This window comes from Collinsella sp. TF07-1 (assembly GCF_003437235.1).
Taxonomy (GTDB): domain Bacteria; phylum Actinomycetota; class Coriobacteriia; order Coriobacteriales; family Coriobacteriaceae; genus Collinsella.
The window spans coordinates 34,669-51,063 of record NZ_QSRV01000002.1; the positions used below are offsets into that span (position 1 = coordinate 34,669).

The 16,395-nt window shown below is 58.2% G+C and carries 12 protein-coding genes; 6 read left to right on the forward strand and 6 right to left on the reverse strand.

Features of this window, described 5'->3' with window-relative positions:
• Window positions 1–4 precede the first annotated feature (4 nt).
• From DXC67_RS01095 to DXC67_RS01105, 3 genes are all read right to left on the reverse strand, one after another.
• The gene (locus tag DXC67_RS01095; protein WP_199410548.1) at window positions 5–1,738 is read right to left on the reverse strand and encodes a LuxR C-terminal-related transcriptional regulator; all 1,734 of its coding nucleotides are present in this window, start codon (window positions 1,736–1,738) and stop codon (window positions 5–7) included.
• A 463-nt stretch (window positions 1,739–2,201) separates the two neighbouring features.
• Window positions 2,202–4,439, reverse strand: coding sequence for an FtsX-like permease family protein (locus DXC67_RS01100; RefSeq protein WP_117637036.1), 2,238 nt, complete (start codon window positions 4,437–4,439; stop codon window positions 2,202–2,204).
• Window positions 4,429–5,214, reverse strand: a complete 786-nt coding sequence (locus DXC67_RS01105; protein WP_006234847.1) for an ABC transporter ATP-binding protein — start codon at window positions 5,212–5,214, stop codon at window positions 4,429–4,431. The genes DXC67_RS01100 and DXC67_RS01105 overlap by 11 nt, the downstream gene beginning before the upstream one ends.
• A gap of 148 nt (window positions 5,215–5,362) precedes the next feature.
• On the opposite strand from DXC67_RS01105, the gene vsr reads away from it, so the two are divergent.
• From vsr to DXC67_RS01130, 3 genes are all read left to right on the forward strand, one after another.
• Window positions 5,363–6,349, forward strand: a complete 987-nt coding sequence (gene vsr, locus DXC67_RS10550; protein WP_233503115.1) for a DNA mismatch endonuclease Vsr — start codon at window positions 5,363–5,365, stop codon at window positions 6,347–6,349.
• 498 nt (window positions 6,350–6,847) lie between these two features.
• Complete coding sequence (locus DXC67_RS01125) at window positions 6,848–7,777, forward strand: AraC family transcriptional regulator (RefSeq protein WP_158551261.1); 930 nt, start codon at window positions 6,848–6,850, stop codon at window positions 7,775–7,777.
• A gap of 56 nt (window positions 7,778–7,833) precedes the next feature.
• Window positions 7,834–8,457 (forward strand): HAD family hydrolase, encoded by a 624-nt coding sequence (locus DXC67_RS01130; RefSeq protein WP_117637039.1) that lies wholly within the window; start codon window positions 7,834–7,836, stop codon window positions 8,455–8,457.
• A gap of 321 nt (window positions 8,458–8,778) precedes the next feature.
• On the opposite strand, the gene DXC67_RS01135 is transcribed toward DXC67_RS01130, so the two are convergent.
• Window positions 8,779–9,636 carry a class II fructose-bisphosphate aldolase gene (locus DXC67_RS01135; protein ID WP_022095149.1) on the reverse strand — a complete coding sequence of 286 codons (858 nt, stop codon included), beginning with the start codon at window positions 9,634–9,636 and terminating at the stop codon, window positions 8,779–8,781.
• A 335-nt stretch (window positions 9,637–9,971) separates the two neighbouring features.
• Here DXC67_RS01135 and DXC67_RS01140 point away from each other — a divergent pair, with 335 nt between their 5' ends.
• On the forward strand, window positions 9,972–10,775 hold the full coding sequence (locus DXC67_RS01140; protein WP_117637040.1) for a DeoR/GlpR family DNA-binding transcription regulator: 804 nt from the start codon (window positions 9,972–9,974) through the stop codon (window positions 10,773–10,775).
• A 65-nt stretch (window positions 10,776–10,840) separates the two neighbouring features.
• On the opposite strand, the gene DXC67_RS01145 is transcribed toward DXC67_RS01140, so the two are convergent.
• Both DXC67_RS01145 and DXC67_RS01150 read right to left on the reverse strand, forming a co-directional pair.
• Window positions 10,841–12,001: an FprA family A-type flavoprotein gene (locus DXC67_RS01145; protein WP_233503116.1), complete on the reverse strand. Its 1,161-nt coding sequence runs from the start codon at window positions 11,999–12,001 to the stop codon at window positions 10,841–10,843.
• Window positions 12,002–12,130: 129 nt separating this feature from the next.
• Window positions 12,131–13,117, reverse strand: coding sequence for a LacI family DNA-binding transcriptional regulator (locus DXC67_RS01150; protein ID WP_117637127.1), 987 nt, complete (start codon window positions 13,115–13,117; stop codon window positions 12,131–12,133).
• 383 nt (window positions 13,118–13,500) lie between these two features.
• Here DXC67_RS01150 and DXC67_RS01155 point away from each other — a divergent pair, with 383 nt between their 5' ends.
• Window positions 13,501–14,706 (forward strand): galactokinase family protein, encoded by a 1,206-nt coding sequence (locus DXC67_RS01155; RefSeq protein WP_199409679.1) that lies wholly within the window; start codon window positions 13,501–13,503, stop codon window positions 14,704–14,706.
• Window positions 14,697–16,325, forward strand: a complete 1,629-nt coding sequence (locus DXC67_RS01160) for a UDP-glucose--hexose-1-phosphate uridylyltransferase (protein ID WP_369831352.1) — start codon at window positions 14,697–14,699, stop codon at window positions 16,323–16,325. Before DXC67_RS01155 ends, DXC67_RS01160 begins: the two co-directional genes overlap by 10 nt.
• Window positions 16,326–16,395: the final 70 nt, after the last annotated feature.

Sequence of the window (16,395 nt, forward strand, 5' to 3'; positions counted from 1 at the left end):
GCTTCTACCTGCTATTTTCTATAACATCTGCCATAAGACTAAAAACCCTATCTCTAAGTTCACGCTCCGAGTGAACTCCAAGCAAGGCATAGCTCTTGCTCTTGGCCTCTTTGACGGTTCCCCGAGCAACGTTAAGATGTGCGCAAATCTCGGTGGTTCTATTGCCATCAAAAACGCATGTCATGATATCGGCATAAAGCGGCGTGAAACCAAGCCTCAAGAAGGCCTCACGCACGGTATCGCGTCGATCACCCACCCGAACCGTATCTTTCGAACGCAAGAATAGCAGCGAATTAGCCATAAGGATAAGTACGACAAGGAACGCAGTCACGCGTAAGGCAGGCATAAGGCCGCCAACGGCCTCACCGCTCCCAACGGACTCAAAGAAAATGTACAGTCGACTTACCACATCGTGAACCCAGAACGCTGCTCCAGCACCCACAGACACCGAAGAAAGGGTGAGTTCAGGCGAAAGGCACAAGTGCATTTCAGACATCCACCGTATAGCCGCACGGCAACACAGGGCCACAAGCACTATAGCTATCGATAGGATTATCGCATCATGCTCAAAGCCGAAGCATACGAGGATTTCCTCGATGCCCATTCCAGACGCATACATAAACAGGAAGCAGACGAAGACTATCCTGCAGTTCTGATTGAACGATGAGGACCCCAGCGATTCTGAACGGTGATCATGGCCTTTTGTTGCGTCAAGATGCCACGCATCCTTTGACAAGAGAAGTCCAGCCGTCGCCTCTGAAATGTTTTTATATCCGGTTTTAGTCAAGGCCCGCGACAAATAGGTACGGGCAGTAGACGGGGAAATGTCCAAGGCAGAAGCAATCTCCTCGTACGTTTTTCCCTCTATCCTCATAGAGAAAACCGCGGACTCCCTTTGAGAAAAACCCGAAGCCGTAAGGATATCGGCAACTGCAGAGTGTTTTCCTCCTAATTTGGCGGCCGCAGAAAAAGCGCTCGTTAAGTCGGGGAAAAATCGCGTTATGGCCCTGGCAAGGATACTGCCCAAAACGGTAACCAGAAGCAATACGATCTCTTGATGCCCACCAAAGCTCAGGAGCACAGCCCCGATGTTTATATTGCGCGAAAACAAACAATCCGTATCGAGAATAACGGCGGCATTACCAAACGCAAGAGGTTCGACGAGCGAGGCAGCAACCCCCATCTCGGCGTTAACGGAAAGGAAAGAACCGATGGAGTCCATCAACGGGACGAGAAGAAACTGAAGGCCAACAAGCAAAGCAATCAAGAGCACAACGGGGCTGTAAAGTGCGAGCTCAGGATACCCGTGGAGAGCAGAGCCATCGGCCACATGTTTCCCCTTTAATCCCGCACGTATGTTTGCGAATTCACCGCCAAGCACCCAAGAACAGCAAGCGACAAGCAAGGGGGCTAGTAACAACAAAATGAACGCGAGCGCCGAAACCACAACATGAAATTGATGAAAGACATTAAGAGATATCGTGTACATCACAAGAAGTGCAATGTCTACGAGCATAAGTCCAAAAAGCCTTTTGGAAATACCCGGTCTCACAGGGCGAGAGATGAGGCCCACACAGAAGCCCGAAAACAGATGCAGACCGATAAGAACGGTGCCAGAAAGGCCCGTATAAATACTTGGCGCCACACAATACAGACCAGCCGCCCCTATAAACAACATAATTGAATGCCAGAGGAACGAGCGCGTCACGTTTTGCAGGGTAGCTGCCTCGGTTGCCATAAAATCAAAGCTCCTAGATAGCATTTTGGGTATTTTAACATCGTTCCCGGCGTTAAAAAAATGTTACCCGAATTAATCAATATCCCCCCTCCACCAAAAGGCACCACGCTGATCCTCCACTTTTGGAAGCGATAACCTGCTAAAAAGGGACAGGTTTGTTTTGGCAGGTTTTATCTGGGCGAACGCCAACCGCCGCGAGGAAGTTGCCTTCCCTCACGGCGGTCTTCTAGCAGCCAAAACCAAGTGAGTAGACTTTTTGCAGGAGGCCGAGCACACCCCGAATCGCCACAGCGCTGACCTGCGGTTTTATTGAGCACTTGTCGTGGTGTGCTCGACAGATCCAAAAAAGTCTACTCACTTGCATCTGAGAGGCATCCGATAGACAAAAAAACCGCCGCGGAAGGGGGCCGACTCCCTCCGCGGCGGTTGTTTGCGTTGGTTTTGCGACGGTTTTGCCCGCTTGCTACTCGCTGTAGCGGGTGGCGATGGCGGCTCGCACCATGCCGGTGCTCATGAGGTAGGTCACCAGGAAATAGCCGCCATAGGCTGCCAGGAAAATCGCACATGTGAGGCCCACCGTGCCGCCGATGCTCATGTTGCCAAACGTGCTCACCAGCTCGATGATCACCTTGAGCGCCACAAAGGAGTGCGCCAGACCCACTGTCAGCGGGAACAGGAAGAACACCGCTTGCTGCGCCATCACCGAATGGCGAATCTGGCGGTCGTCACAGCCGATCTGCGCCAGCACGCGATAGCTGCGGCTTCCGTCGGCCACATTGGAGAGCTGCTGGATCGACAGAATTGCCGCACATGCAACGACCAGTACAAAGCCAATATAGATGGCTAGATAGCTAATCATGCCGTTCATCTGCGCCGCCTGCGTATAGATCTCGGAGCGTGTCATGAAGATTCCCCACGACCCCGGCTCCTTGCCGTCAACGAGCAGATTGTCGAGCATGGTGTATTTAATGCTCTCGTCTGCCTTGGTCACATCCATCCCCTGCTTGTAGTTAACGAGCAGATTACTGGAATACGGCTGCAGGTTAAGCTGGGACAGCAGCTCGTCGGCTACGACCACGGTACCGGGATTGCTGCCGAGTGCCGAGTTGGCGATGGCAGCCGTGTCCTCGTCCGACTTATCGGCTGCGGGCTTGAGCTCATGTCCGCCCAAGGTGAGGGTATGGCCCCCAGCCATGTACTTGGTGTACAGGTCGCCCAACTCGCCGCCCATATCGCACGTAAGCAAGTACTGGTCGCGGCCAATGTTCACCGGCTCCTCGCCCATCATCTGGCGCAGTTTGTTGTACTGGCTCGCCGGCGTCACAAACAGGCCCATATCATCGGCATTGCTACCCTCGAGCGCCTTGGGGAGCTTTTCGCCCATGGCCTTGCACATCTCGCCCGCCGTCACCGAAGGATCCGAGCCGCCAAGCGTATAGCTCAGATACGAATCAATCTGCACATGCTCGCCGGCAACATCGGCGATATTGACCTTCTTTCCGGCCTCGTTGCCATTATCTGCCGACTTGCCCTTGATACTTTCCGCAACGTTATCGGGATCGATACGGTCACCGTGCCATGCAGAGTACAAATCGACCGTTGCGTCTGCCAGCACCATGCGATCGGCCTCGGAAGGATTGACATACTTCTTGTAGTAGTCGAGCCTATCGGACGCGTAATAGATATACGTCTGCGACATATCCGCCGGCGTATAGCGCTCCAGGTTCTCGTTCATCACGTTGGCGATCGACATGCCGCAGGCCACCGAGGTAATGGCCAGAAACAGGATCATCGCGATAACGCCCATCGAAAAGCACACCGTGTTGACCTTGGCCGCAAGCTGGCGCACGGTAAACATGTTGAGGCCGCGCCAATACACGCTGCGCAGGCTCTGCAGCAGCTTGATGAGCATGCCCGAGAGTCCCCAGAACAGCGCAAAGGTGCCCACTGTAACCATAGCGGTCGTAATGCCAAACTGGCTCATGGCCTCTTGCAGCTTGCTGTCCGTCGCAGTTAGCGGGAACCCGTCGCGCAGCAGGCGGTAATAGGCCACGCCCACCAGCACCACGCCCACGACAAAGATGGCAATCGCGATCCAGGGGTTGCGTGTCTTGATGCTCTCGTTGCGACGCTCGGCACCCATAAGCTCGATGAGTTTGGTACGACGCACGGCGCGAAGGTTCAGCAGTAGCGTGAGCACAAACATTACGAGCATGCAGGCAAGGGTCAGATTGAACGCATGCACCGAGAAAAAGAAGTGGAAATTGGCGATCTGTGTCTTAAAGAGCGAGGCCGTAAAGAACGTCATGAGCTGGGAGAGTCCCACACCCAGCACAATGCCGGCGACAAAGGCCACCACCGAGACGATCACCGTCTCGAGCGCCATGATCGTGGCGACGCGCCCGCGCCCCATGCCGAGCACCTGGTACAGGCCAAACTCCTTTTTGCGGCGTTTCATGATGAAGTTATTGGCGTACACCATCAAAAAGGCCATGACACCGGCCAAAAAGTACGTCAGGTCGCCGAGCATGCTGCCCATAACCTGCGCCAAGCCCTCTTCATCGATGCCGGCGATGTCGACCTGCATCGAGATGGTGTTAAAGGCATAGAAGACCGTGACGCCCAGGGTGAGCGTCAAAAGGTAGACGAGGTAGTCGCGGCCGGCACGGCGGACGTTGCCCCAAGCGAGTTTACAGAGCATCGGAGCCCTCACCGCCCATCATGGCAACGACCTCCATAATGCGGTCGAAGAACTCTCGGCGGTCGGTGTCGCCGCGGCGCAGCTCGGTGAAGATCTTGCCGTCGCGGATAAACAGCACACGGCTCGTGTAGCTGGCGGCAAAGCTGTCGTGCGTGACCATGAGCACCGTGGCGCGTAGGCGGCGGTTTAGGGCCTCCAGGCTCTCGAGCAGCAGACGAGCGCTTTTAGAATCGAGGGCGCCGGTGGGCTCGTCGGCCATGATCATGGTGGGGTCGGTGACGAGCGCGCGAGCCGCGGCAACGCGCTGCTGCTGACCGCCGGACATCTGGTAGGGATACTTGTCGAGCACCTGACTGATGGAGAGGCGCGCTGCCACATCCTGCACGCGGGTCGAGATCTCTGCCGAGTTTGTGCGGGCGATGGTGAGCGGCAGGGCGATGTTCTCGCGTGCCGTAAGCGTATCGAGCAGGTTGGAGTCCTGGAAGATAAAGCCGAGCTCCTCGCGGCGGAACTGCGAAAGCTTAGCCTGCTTCATGCGCGTCACGTCCTGCCCGTTGATGCGGATCGTGCCACTCGTGGCGCTATCAATGGTCGACACGCAGTTGAGCAACGTCGACTTGCCCGAGCCCGAAGCGCCCATGATGCCAACAAATTCGCCGCGGTTGACCGTAAAGCTGACGTCGTTGAGCGCGCGGGTCACGTTGCCCAGCGCTCCATATACCTTTTCGAGATGCGCGACCTCCAGTACCGGGGTCGCCATGTGCGTGGTTTGCATACCGAGTCCTTTCTTGCAATTAGTCTACGGCATCTATAGTCGCAAGAAGATGAGTCGGCTACCATCGATATGGCTTACGCTTGCCTTACCGTTGTGTAAGGTAGGGGTAGCTACCCTGTCACGTGTTGATGTTGAGAGAGGACTCCTGTTGAAGACTGTTCATGTTGCCGCTGGGATCATTCGCAAGGAAGGATCTGACGAGCTGCTTGCCGTGCAGCGCGGCTACGGCGACATGCAGGGACTTTGGGAGTTTCCCGGCGGCAAGCTCATGCGCGGCGAGACACCCGAGGACGCCGTGCGACGCGAACTTATGGAAGAGCTGCAGGTAAAAGTCACCAACCTGCGCGATTTCTATACCGTTGAGTATGACTACCCCGATTTTCATCTTTCCATGGAGTGCTACTACTGCTCGCTCGCCGATGAATCCGATGAGCCCCAGAAGCACGACCGCCAGCTCGATATCCGCTGGATTCCACGCACCTCACTTGCCACGGTGGAATGGATGCCCGCTGACAAGGGGCTCATTGATGCCCTGATTGAGCTGAAGGAAGACCGGCTCGAGACAAGCTCCGCCGATGACGCCGTGCCCAACACAGCCGACAAACCCGCCACCAAACCCAAGCGCGCACCTAAGCGCCGCAGCAAGAAGCGTCCCAAGCCCGGCCTGCTCGACGGCATCGATACCTCGGACCTCTCCGCTGACGAGCGCGAACTGGTCCGCCGTCGCGCCGCCATCAAAAAGTCCATGAAGGGCAACAAGCGTGCGAACACCAAACCCGAGCTGCTCGTTCGCCAGCGCCTGCGCGCCGCGGGCCTTACGGGCTATCGTTTGGAATGGAAGGTACCCGGCAAGCCCGATATCGCCTTCCCCGGACGCAAGATCGCCATCTTCGTCAACGGCTGCTTTTGGCACCGCTGCCCCAAGTGCAATCCGAGCCAGCCCAAGCGCAACGTTGAGTTTTGGGAGGCAAAGTTCCGTCGCAACGTCGAACGCGATCGCGCCGCCGTGGCAGCGCTCACTCAAATGGGCTGGACGCCCATAACCATCTGGGAATGCGAGCTCAAAAAAGACCGCATCGACGCCACGATGGAAAAGGTCATCGAACAAGTACGCGCCGCCGCACCGCAGCGCTAGGAACGAGCCGTCCACACGCCCCACACAGGCGAGCCACATCCGCGCCACAAACCTTAGAAAGCCCTTAAGCTCAAAACCTTTCAAAAGTGTTACTCAATAGCCTTGACCTGCGGTTTCATCGTAACACCAAACCAGGTTAAGCCTTTCTTTAGCGCTTCTTTGCAGCAGCCGCGGCATAATACTGCCAACGCACGGGACCTAGCAGCATACCCCGAGCGCAACCTTTTGGTGGACATCGAGGAGGCCGCATAAGCATGCATTCTTCCAACGACGCAGCACAGCAGCCATCCCTAAATCATGCAAACCTTTTCTCCTTCCCCCCGACACAGAGAAACGGCCTCCTCGACTCCCCCACCACAAAAACCAAGCGCTCAGCCGATCAGAGCCTCAACTTACGAGCATCCTTCGAAAAGCTCCAAGCATCCCTAGACAAGGCGTTCCCCGAACAGGCAAGAGCAATCTAAGCCCATCGCGCTTTATACTGATGCCATGCGAAACATGGATCACATAGAATTGCACCGCGGAGGACGCGAGGAAGCGTTTCCCGAGACCGCCGAAGACTGGCCCTATATTGCCGAACGCGCAGAATTCGCTCGCTATCCGGGCAATTCCGTCCCCTGGCACTGGCATTCCGAAGTTGAGCTTTTCTACATGGAGCAGGGAGCGATTGACTATCGAACGCGCGCGGCTCATGAGCACGTACGCTTTGAGGAAGGGTCCGCCGGCTTTATCAACGGCGGCGTTTTGCACAGCACGCTGCAATCACCCAATTCGGCACCAGCCATTCAAATGCTGCATATCTTTCAGCCGTCGATGCTCGGCGATCCCGCGGGACGTCTCCAAAAGCGCTACATCAACCCATTGCTTCAATGTCGAGGCGTCGATGTGCTCAAATGGTCGCCCACCAATCCCGACGATATGCCCTTTATCGATTTGCTGAAGAGCTCCTTTAGCCACGACCTTCAACGGCCGCAGAACGAGATGGCGCTTCGAAATAGTTTGTCAGAGCTCTGGATTCAGATTAACGCCAAGACCGAACCGCTCTTTTCTTCCGACGGCGCCTCTTGGATGACCAGCCGCGACGTACAGTTCAAGGCAATCCTGGACTTTATCCGCGCAAACTATGCAGCCGCTATAGATGTGCCCCAGATGGCATCTGCAGCCGGCGTAAGCGAAAGAGAGTGTTACCGCATTATCGAAACTTGTGCAGGAACGACCCCGGCGGCATATCTACGCGCATACCGCATAAACCGTGCTTGCGAACTTTTGGCACACACCACGCGAACGGTACAGACAGTCGCGCGCCAATGCGGATTTATAACAGCAAGCCATCTTGGCCAGGTATTTAAAGAACAAATGGGATGCACTCCTTCGAGCTATCGAGCAGCGAGGCAGAATCTCGATAGTACCAGACAGAAATCCCGCTAGCCCTTCTTCTGTCACTGCATCAAACTTGCAGGCAAACAACGGATAGGAGCTACTATATGAAGTACTTTGACTATATCGTGTTTGACGTTGATGGGACATTGGCAGATACAGAAGAAAGCGTTCTATCATCGCTTGTCCAGATTGTCCAAGAAGAGACCGGCAAAACGCTCCCCCGACACGAGCTTGAATTTGCCCTCGGCATACCCGGCAAGGATGCCCTTGAGAAACTTGGAATCTACTCGCAGGCAACGTTGGATCGCTGGTGCCAAGTTGCCGCCAGCTTTAAAAGCACCATCAGCGTGTTTCCAGGTTTGCTTGAAGTCATCGCAACACTCGCCGATAGCGGCTGCAAACTTGGCATCGTCTCCTCACGTGCGCGCGACGAATACGCAAAAGAAATTGCACCCCTTGGTTTCGATAAGTATTTTGAGCACATCATCCTTGTCGAAGACACAACCGAACATAAACCCGCACCCGCTCCCATGCTCGAATATCTCCGGCGTACGGGCGCGAATCCTGGCAACGTCGTCTACGTTGGCGACACCGTCTACGACGAACAATGCGCAACTTCGGCAGGGGTCAGTTTTGCCCGAGCAGCATGGGGATCACACCAAGATATCCCAAACGCCACCTACAACCTCAAAACCCCCAACGACCTACTAACCCTAACAACCAAATAACCCACGCGTCCCACCCTTTCAGCCCCAACGCCACAAGGGCGATTGAGCAGGACGGTTTGGGCGGGTCCCGTACTTAGTTTCCAAAATCATTCCGCAGCGCGAAGGCTTCTTATTATTTTCCGCCCTAACGCCACAAGGGCGACGACCTCGAGTAGGTCAACCTGGGAGGGACGAGGGCTTAGTTCCCCAATCTTTCCGCAGGGGGCAAAAAACCTCGCCGCACGAAGTGCGCAGCGAGGCTTTTTGCATGCCCGAGGACGATTGGGGAACTAAGCCCTCGTCCCTCCCCGGGATATGTAGCGAGTCGGAGTACCCTTGCTGTTACTCTGCTTTGCCCACAGAGTTGAGGTTGGTCATGCGGATCTTAACCAGCTCGGTGATCTCACGCATGCCCTCCTTGGCCGGCTTCTTGGGATCGAAGCAGGCGGGGTTCTCGGCCATGTAGGCCATGAAGCCCTTGGTGTAGGCCTGACGCAGCTCGGTGGCGTAGTTAACCTTGCAGATGCCGTTCTTCACAGCCTCGGCAACCTGCTCATCGGGCACACCGGAGGTGCCGTGCAGAACCAGCGGCACGTCGACGGCGTCGCGGATGGCCTTGACCACGGACTGCTCGATATGCGGATCGCTCGTGTAAACGCCGTGGCTGGTGCCAACGCCAATGGCCAGCGAGGTGCAGCCGGTGCGCTCAACGAACTCCTTGGCCTCGGCAGGATCGGTGTAGGGGCTCTCGCCCTCAACCGCGGGACCGTCGTCCTCCTTGCCGCCAACCTTACCGAGCTCGGCCTCGACGGGCACGCCCATGGCGCGGCCAGCGTCGGCGACGGACTTGGTCAGGGCGATGTTGTCCTCGAAGGACTCGTGCGAACCGTCGATCATGACAGAGGTGTAGCCCGTGCGGAAAGCCTGCATGCAGCGGTCATAGCCATCGCCGTGATCGAGGTGCAGAGCGACGGGCACGGAAGCGCGCTCGGCGGCAGCCTTGACCATGCCGTAGAAGTAGTCCAGACCAGCGGTCTTGATGGTGCCCGGGGTGGTCTGCATGATGACGGGGGACTTGGTCTCCTCGGCAGCGGCCAGAACGGCCATAACAAACTCGAGGTTCTCGACGTTGAAAGCGCCAACAGCGTAGTGGCCGGCCTGAGCGTCCTTGAGCATCTTTTCGGTGGTAACAAGTGCCATGAGCGTTTGCTCCTCTCCCTCGCCCGCATCTGGACATCGGGCGTACGTGTCCGCAAGGCCTATTACCTTGCGTTTTGCTGCGCCCATTGTATGAAAATCGACGGCGTCGCACGTATGAGATATCACCGGCACACAGGTCAAGACACTCGTTTTTGAAAAGCAAACGGAAGGGATTCGCGCCGGATCCCTCTATACAACATTGCAGTTTTCAAGCGAATCATCTTTCTTTTATAGAAAAGATAAGTAATCGAAAGGTGTTTTCTTACTCAAAAAGAAAATGAACGAAAATGGACTCAACACAATTCCTGCAAATTTCAGTTGAGGATGGAGCAGCTATGGCCCATGTAACAACCCGAGCCTTCGCCGATGAGCGTCGTGCCGCCATCATGGAAATGCTCGAGCATAACGCCTCGGTGCAGGTAGCAGAAATCGCCCAGACCTTTGGCGTGTCCTCCGTCACCGCCCGCGCCGACCTGGACGCGCTCGCCGAAGCAGGCAAGCTGCGCCGTACACATGGCGGCGCTGTGTCGCTCCACAAACGCCTAACCGTCTCCACGCAGGATCGCCGCATCAATGTCAACGTCGCCGCCAAGCAGGCCATCGCGCAAAGCGCCATCGAGCTCGTCGGTGACGGCGACACGTTGCTCGTCGACTCGGGCACCACGGCGCTCGAGTTCGTCCGGCTCCTCGATCAGCGCAACGGTATCACCGTCATCACGGCCGACATTACCATTGCCGATTACATCGACGAGAGCATGCCCTCAGTCGATGTCGTCATGCCGGGCGGGGCGCTGCGCAAAGGCCATCGTTATCTGTACGGACCGCTCACTATGCAGGCGCTCCAAATGGTCTACGCCGATCTTGCCGTCATGTGCCCTGGAGCTTTTGTTCCCGGCTGCGGCTTTACGACCGACTTTCCGCAGATGGCCGAGACCAAAGCGGCTATGGTCGGCGCCGCCCGTCAAACTGTCGCCCTCATGGACGCCAGTAAGGTCAACGGACGTGGCATGTACCGCTTTGCCGAGCTCGCCGACGTCGACGCCATCGTGATGGACCGTGACCCCGATCATGCCGTCGCCGCCTCAATCGCCGAAATCGTCGACGACGCCCGCCCAAATCTCGTCATCGCCGGCGCTTAAACAAAAACCACCACAAAGGTGCCTGTCCCCTTTGTGGTGGTTTGCTCGTTAAAAGCGAAATATCGCTACTTGGAAAGCTCGTCGGCGAGGGCCTCGATCTGAGCGCGCGAGGCGTCGTTGAGCGAACCCAGCACGGTCACCTTGTTCTGCGCCAGAGTGATGTCCTTCATGCCCTCGAGTTCCTTGGTCATAACCTTGGCAGCGGTGGGCGCCCAAGAGCCGGCCTCGACGAGTGCCACCGTACGGTTCTGATAGGCGTGCCCGGCAAGCGTGTGGATAAAGGTGCTCATGAACGGGAAGATCTCGCCCTGATAGGTAATGGAGGCGAGCACCAGACGGTCATAGCGGAACGCGTCCTCAACGGCCTCGGCCATATCGTCGCGAGCCAAGTCAAAGACGGAGACCTTCTGGCCGCGGGCCTCGAGCGCAGATGCGAGCTCCTCAACGGCAGCCTTCAGATGGCCATACACACTCGCATAGGCGATCGTGATGCCCTCGTCCTCGGGCTGGTAGCTCGACCAGGTGTTGTAAGTGTCGAGGTAGTAGCCCAGGTTCTCGGTCAGCACAGGACCATGGAGCGGGCAGATGATCTGGATATCCAGATCGGCGGCCTTCTTGAGCACGGCCTGCACGAACTTGCCGAACTTACCGACGATGCCAAAGTAGTAGCGGCGCGCTTCGCAAGCCCAACCCTCGGGGTCCTCGATGTCGTTGGCGCCAAACTTTCCAAAGCCGTCGGCGCTAAAGAGCACCTTATCGGTGGACTCGTAGGAGAAGAGTACCTCGGGCCAGTGAACGTTGGGGGCGCCGACAAACGTCAGGCTGTGGCCGCCCAGGTCGAGCACGTCGCCATCTTTGACGACCATCTTACGCTCGGGGTAGTCGGTGCCAAAGTAGTTGACCATCATGCGGAAAGCACCCACGCTGGCCACAATCTGTGCCTGGGGATAGCGCTCCATAAAGGCAGCGATACCGGCGGAGTGATCGGGCTCCATGTGATGAACAACCAGGTAGTCGGGCGTACGGCCATCGAGCGCGGCCTCGAGGTTGCCGAGCCACTCGTCGACAAAGCCACCGTCGACCGAATCGGCGACAGCGATCTTGTCGCCCAAGATAACGTAGCTGTTATATGCCATACCGTTCTCGGACACGTCGTACTGGCCCTCGAACAGGTCAATGTCGTGATCGTCGACGCCAATGTAGCGGATATCCTTGGTGATCTCCATCAGGCAAAGCCTCCTAGATAGACAAAAGAGCCCGTCTATCATAGCACTCGGCTACATCCCAACAGCTATCTACCGACATCCTTACCGATTGTTATTGATGTTCAACATATTACCGTTGACCTGCGAAAACTATGCGCGCGGTGCCGCCGTACTATGTCGAACGATGAGCTTACCGGGAATACGAATGGCAACGTTTTTGCCCGCCGTACCCGCCTCGGGAACCGCATGCTCAAACACCTCGCGTCCGCGCTGATGTAGATCGAATCGCACGGTCGTGAGCTCGTTGTGTGCCACAAAATCATCGAGCGAATCGTCGACGCCCACCACGCTCACGTCCTCGGGCACGCGCAGGCCGCTATCACGCAGCGCGGCAATCGCGCCATTTGCCATCTGATCGTTTGCCGCATAGATCGCCGTCATGGTGTGATCGTGCTCGGCCAGGTACCTGCCGGCCTCGTAGCCGCTGTTGGCAGACCAGTCGCCCTCGAGCGGCTCTGCCGGCTCGATGTGTTTACGCTCGAGCGCATCCTGCCAACCGGCGCGACGAAATTGCTCGTCGACCGAGAACGACGGGCCGCCGATATAGCGAATCTGCTCGTGCCCCAGCTCAAACAGGTGATCCATAAGCAATAGCGAGCAGCCGTAATGGTCGGAATCGACCGTGGTCACCCGGGGGTGCGCGTACATGGTAACGATGACCGTGCCAATGCCCGGCAGTGGATCAAACGTCTCGAAATCGGGTGCCATGCGACTCATGCCGATGATGATGCCGTCCACCGGCAATGCCGCCATACGACGCGTGGCCTCGGCAAGCGAAAACTCCTCGGTCTTGGACATCTCGACCAGCGTGATAGCGCAATTATGCTCGCGAGCAGCGCTGGCGATGCCGTCGATCATTGAGAGGTTGCCAAACTTGGTGACATCGTTGACGCACAGGCCGACCGAATGGTAACGGCCGTCGCGCAGCGAGCGACCGGCATAACTCGGACGAAAGCCGAGCTCTTGCATAGCGGCCTGCACGCGCTGGCGCGTCTGCTCGTTAACGTTGGGCAAGCCGTTGGCGACGCGCGAAACCGTCTGCTGCGAAACGCCGGCAGCGCGGGCGACGTCGGCCATGGAGACCGGACGCGAACTGGTATCGTTGGACGGGCGCCTTGCCACAGGATCACCTTCACCCTTGCGAGATGTGAATAGCGTGCATGCCGGCCCGGACAGAAATACACCCCGCGCCGAGGCCCGCTATCGTCGGACGCATGTTAACGTACTCTACTTTTTCTATCTGAATCTCTTCTGCTTTATAAGTCCACACGGCAGTACCGTTCACGGCTGTATTTCTACCGATTACCAGATTCTCAAAAAGTGACAAGCGATGTGTTATGAGTACGTTAACATAGCCTGTAACGTGCGGTGTCGAGAACACTTGGTTCATGCCGCTTCAAGTTGTTAACGTACTCATAACGACGCAAAACTCACCCGTGCGCGCCAAGGAAAGGACTCCCATGACCACCCCCGACGAAAAGACATTCGCCATGCTCACCAAGCTGTTTGAGGAGGAGTTTGGTCCCATCGGCGACCGCCAGGTGCTCTACGTGCACGCGCCCGGCCGTTCCGAGATCAGTGGCAACCACACCGACCACGAGGGTGGCCACGTCATCGCCGGCTCGCTCGATGTCGCCGTTGACGGCATCGCCGTGGCAACCGACACCAACAAGGTCCGCGTTGCCGATGAGGGCTACCCCGCCTTTGAGATCACGCTCGACACGCTGGATATTCAAGCGTCCGAGAAGGGCACGTCCGCGAGCCTCGTCCGCGGCATGGCCCACGAAATCGCTGCTCTGGACGTTGAGCCCCAGGGCTTCGACTTCGCCTTCACCTGCTCTGTCCCCTCTGGCGGCGGCCTTTCCAGCTCTGCTGCTGTCGAGGCCGCATACGGTCGTGCCATGGAAACCCTCTGGGGCGCACCCGCCATCGAGCCCGTCGCACTCGCCCAGATGAGCCAGCGCACCGAGAACAACTACTATGGTAAGCCCTGCGGTCTGATGGACCAGGCCGCTGTGTGCCTGGGCGGCCTTGCCTACATGGACTTTGAGGACCAGGCTCAGCCTAAAACCCAGAAGCTCGAACTCAACTTTGAGGATCACGGCTATGCGCTCGTGCTCGTTAAGGTTGGCGCCGACCATGTGGCCGCCACCGACGACTACGCCGCCGTTCCACGCGAGATGCAAGACGTCGCTGCCGAGTTTGGCAAGGCGCGCCTGTGCGAGGTAAATGTGGCGGACTTTGACGCCAAACTCCCCGAGCTGCGCGCCAAGCTGGGCGACCGTGCCTGCCTGCGCGCCGTTCACTACTGGTACGAAAACGGCCTGGTCGACAAGCGCTGGGCAGCGCTCAACGCCGGCGACATCGATCAGTTCCTGGTCCTGACGCGCGAGTCCGGCGCCAGCTCTGCCATGTACCTGCAGAATGTCGTTGCCAAGCTGGGCTCCGAGCAGCCTTCGATGTATGCCCTGGCACTGGCCGAGCATGTGCTCGACGGCCGCGGCGCCGTCCGCATCCACGGCGGCGGCTTTGGTGGCACCATCCAGGCCTTCGTGCCGCTCGACCTGGTCGACACCTTCATTGCCAAGATGAACGGCTGGCTGGGCGAGGGCTCTGCCCGCCACTACGCAATTTCTGACAAGGGGGCTTACGCGGCATGGCTGTAATGACTGACGCGCGCGAGGCTGCGCAGGGCCTCATCGAATATGCTATCCACCGATCGATGATCGGACAGGACGACCGCATCTGGGCCTACAACACCATTCTGGAGTGCATCGGCGCCACGGGCCCCGCACTCGACATGGCCTGGGCGCTCAAGACCGAGAAGATTTCGCTCTTGCACCCCGATACACTCCCCAACTTTGACCTTGAAGGCACGCTTGCCGCGCTTTCCGAGGCTGCCGTTGCCAACGGCGCCGCCGAGGACACGGCATCGGGCCGCGATCGCATCGCCATGCGCATCATGGGCGTGCTGATGCCGAGGCCTTCGGTTGTAAACGAGGAATTCAACGGCCGCATTGGTGTCAACGAGCCCCGCGCCGCAACCGACTGGTTCTACGGTCTATGCTGCGACGCCGGCTACGTGCGCCGCGCCGCCATCGCGCGCAATATCAAATGGAGCACCCCCACCAACTGGGGCGACCTGGAGATCACCATCAACCTGTCCAAGCCTGAGAAGGACCCGCGCGATATTGCCGCGGCCGGTGCCGCCAAAAACACGAGCGAGAAGTATCCCGCCTGTCAGCTGTGCATCGAGAACGAGGGCTACCCTGGACGCTCCGCCGCAGCCGACGGCGGTGCCCATCCCGCCCGTCAGAACCTGCGAGTTATCCCTATCCAGCTCGACGGCGAGCGCTGGGGCTTCCAGTACAGCCCGTACGCGTACTTTAACGAGCACTGCATTGCTATGAGCTCCGAGCATCGTCCGATGCACGTCGACCGCAAGGGTCTGACCTGCCTGCTCGATTTTGTGGACCTGTTCCCGCACTACTTTATTGGCTCCAACGCCGACCTGCCCATCGTGGGCGGCTCGATCTTGTCGCACGACCACTTCCAGGGCGGCGCACACGAGTTCCCCATGATGCACGCCGCTGAGGTCTCGCAGTTTAGCGTGCCCGGCTTTGACCAGGTCAGCGGTACCGTGTTGCAGTGGCCGCTCTCGGTGCTGCGACTGCGTTCGCACGACCGCGCCCAGCTGCTCGACGCCGCCGAGAAGATTATCCTTGCCTGGCGCGAGTGGACCGATGAGTCGGTGGGCGTCATCGCGCACACAGCGGATGGCGTGGCGCACAACACCGTGACGCCCGTCATCCGCCGCGTCGACTCCCGCGGCAACGCCGGTGGCGAGATCTACGAGGCCTATCTTGCGCTTCGCTGCAACATCACGACCGATGAGCATCCGCTGGGCGTATTCCACCCGCATGCCGAGTATCACCATATTAAAAAGGAGAACATCGGCCTGATCGAGGTCATGGGCCTGGCCATTTTGCCGCCGCGCTTGGTTCCCGAGCTCGGCGCTGTCCGCGAGCACTTGCTGGCAGCCAAGGCCGATGCCAGCTACGACCTTGCTGGCGCGCTCGAGGGCGACGACCTTTGCCGCAGCCACGCCGCATGGGCCGAGGATGTCTATGCCCGCCGCGCCGACGAGCTTACGGCCGACAACGCCATCGATATCCTGCACGAGGAGGTCGGCGTGGTGTTTGGCCACGTGCTCGACAACGCCGGCGTCTTTAAGTGGGACGAGGCGGGACGTGCCGCCCAGCAGCGCTTTATCGACTCGCTGTAGAGCACAGACCCGGTCGCTCAACGGCAGCCCGCACAGCATAGACACCCACACGACAACGGCGCCCGCCGGC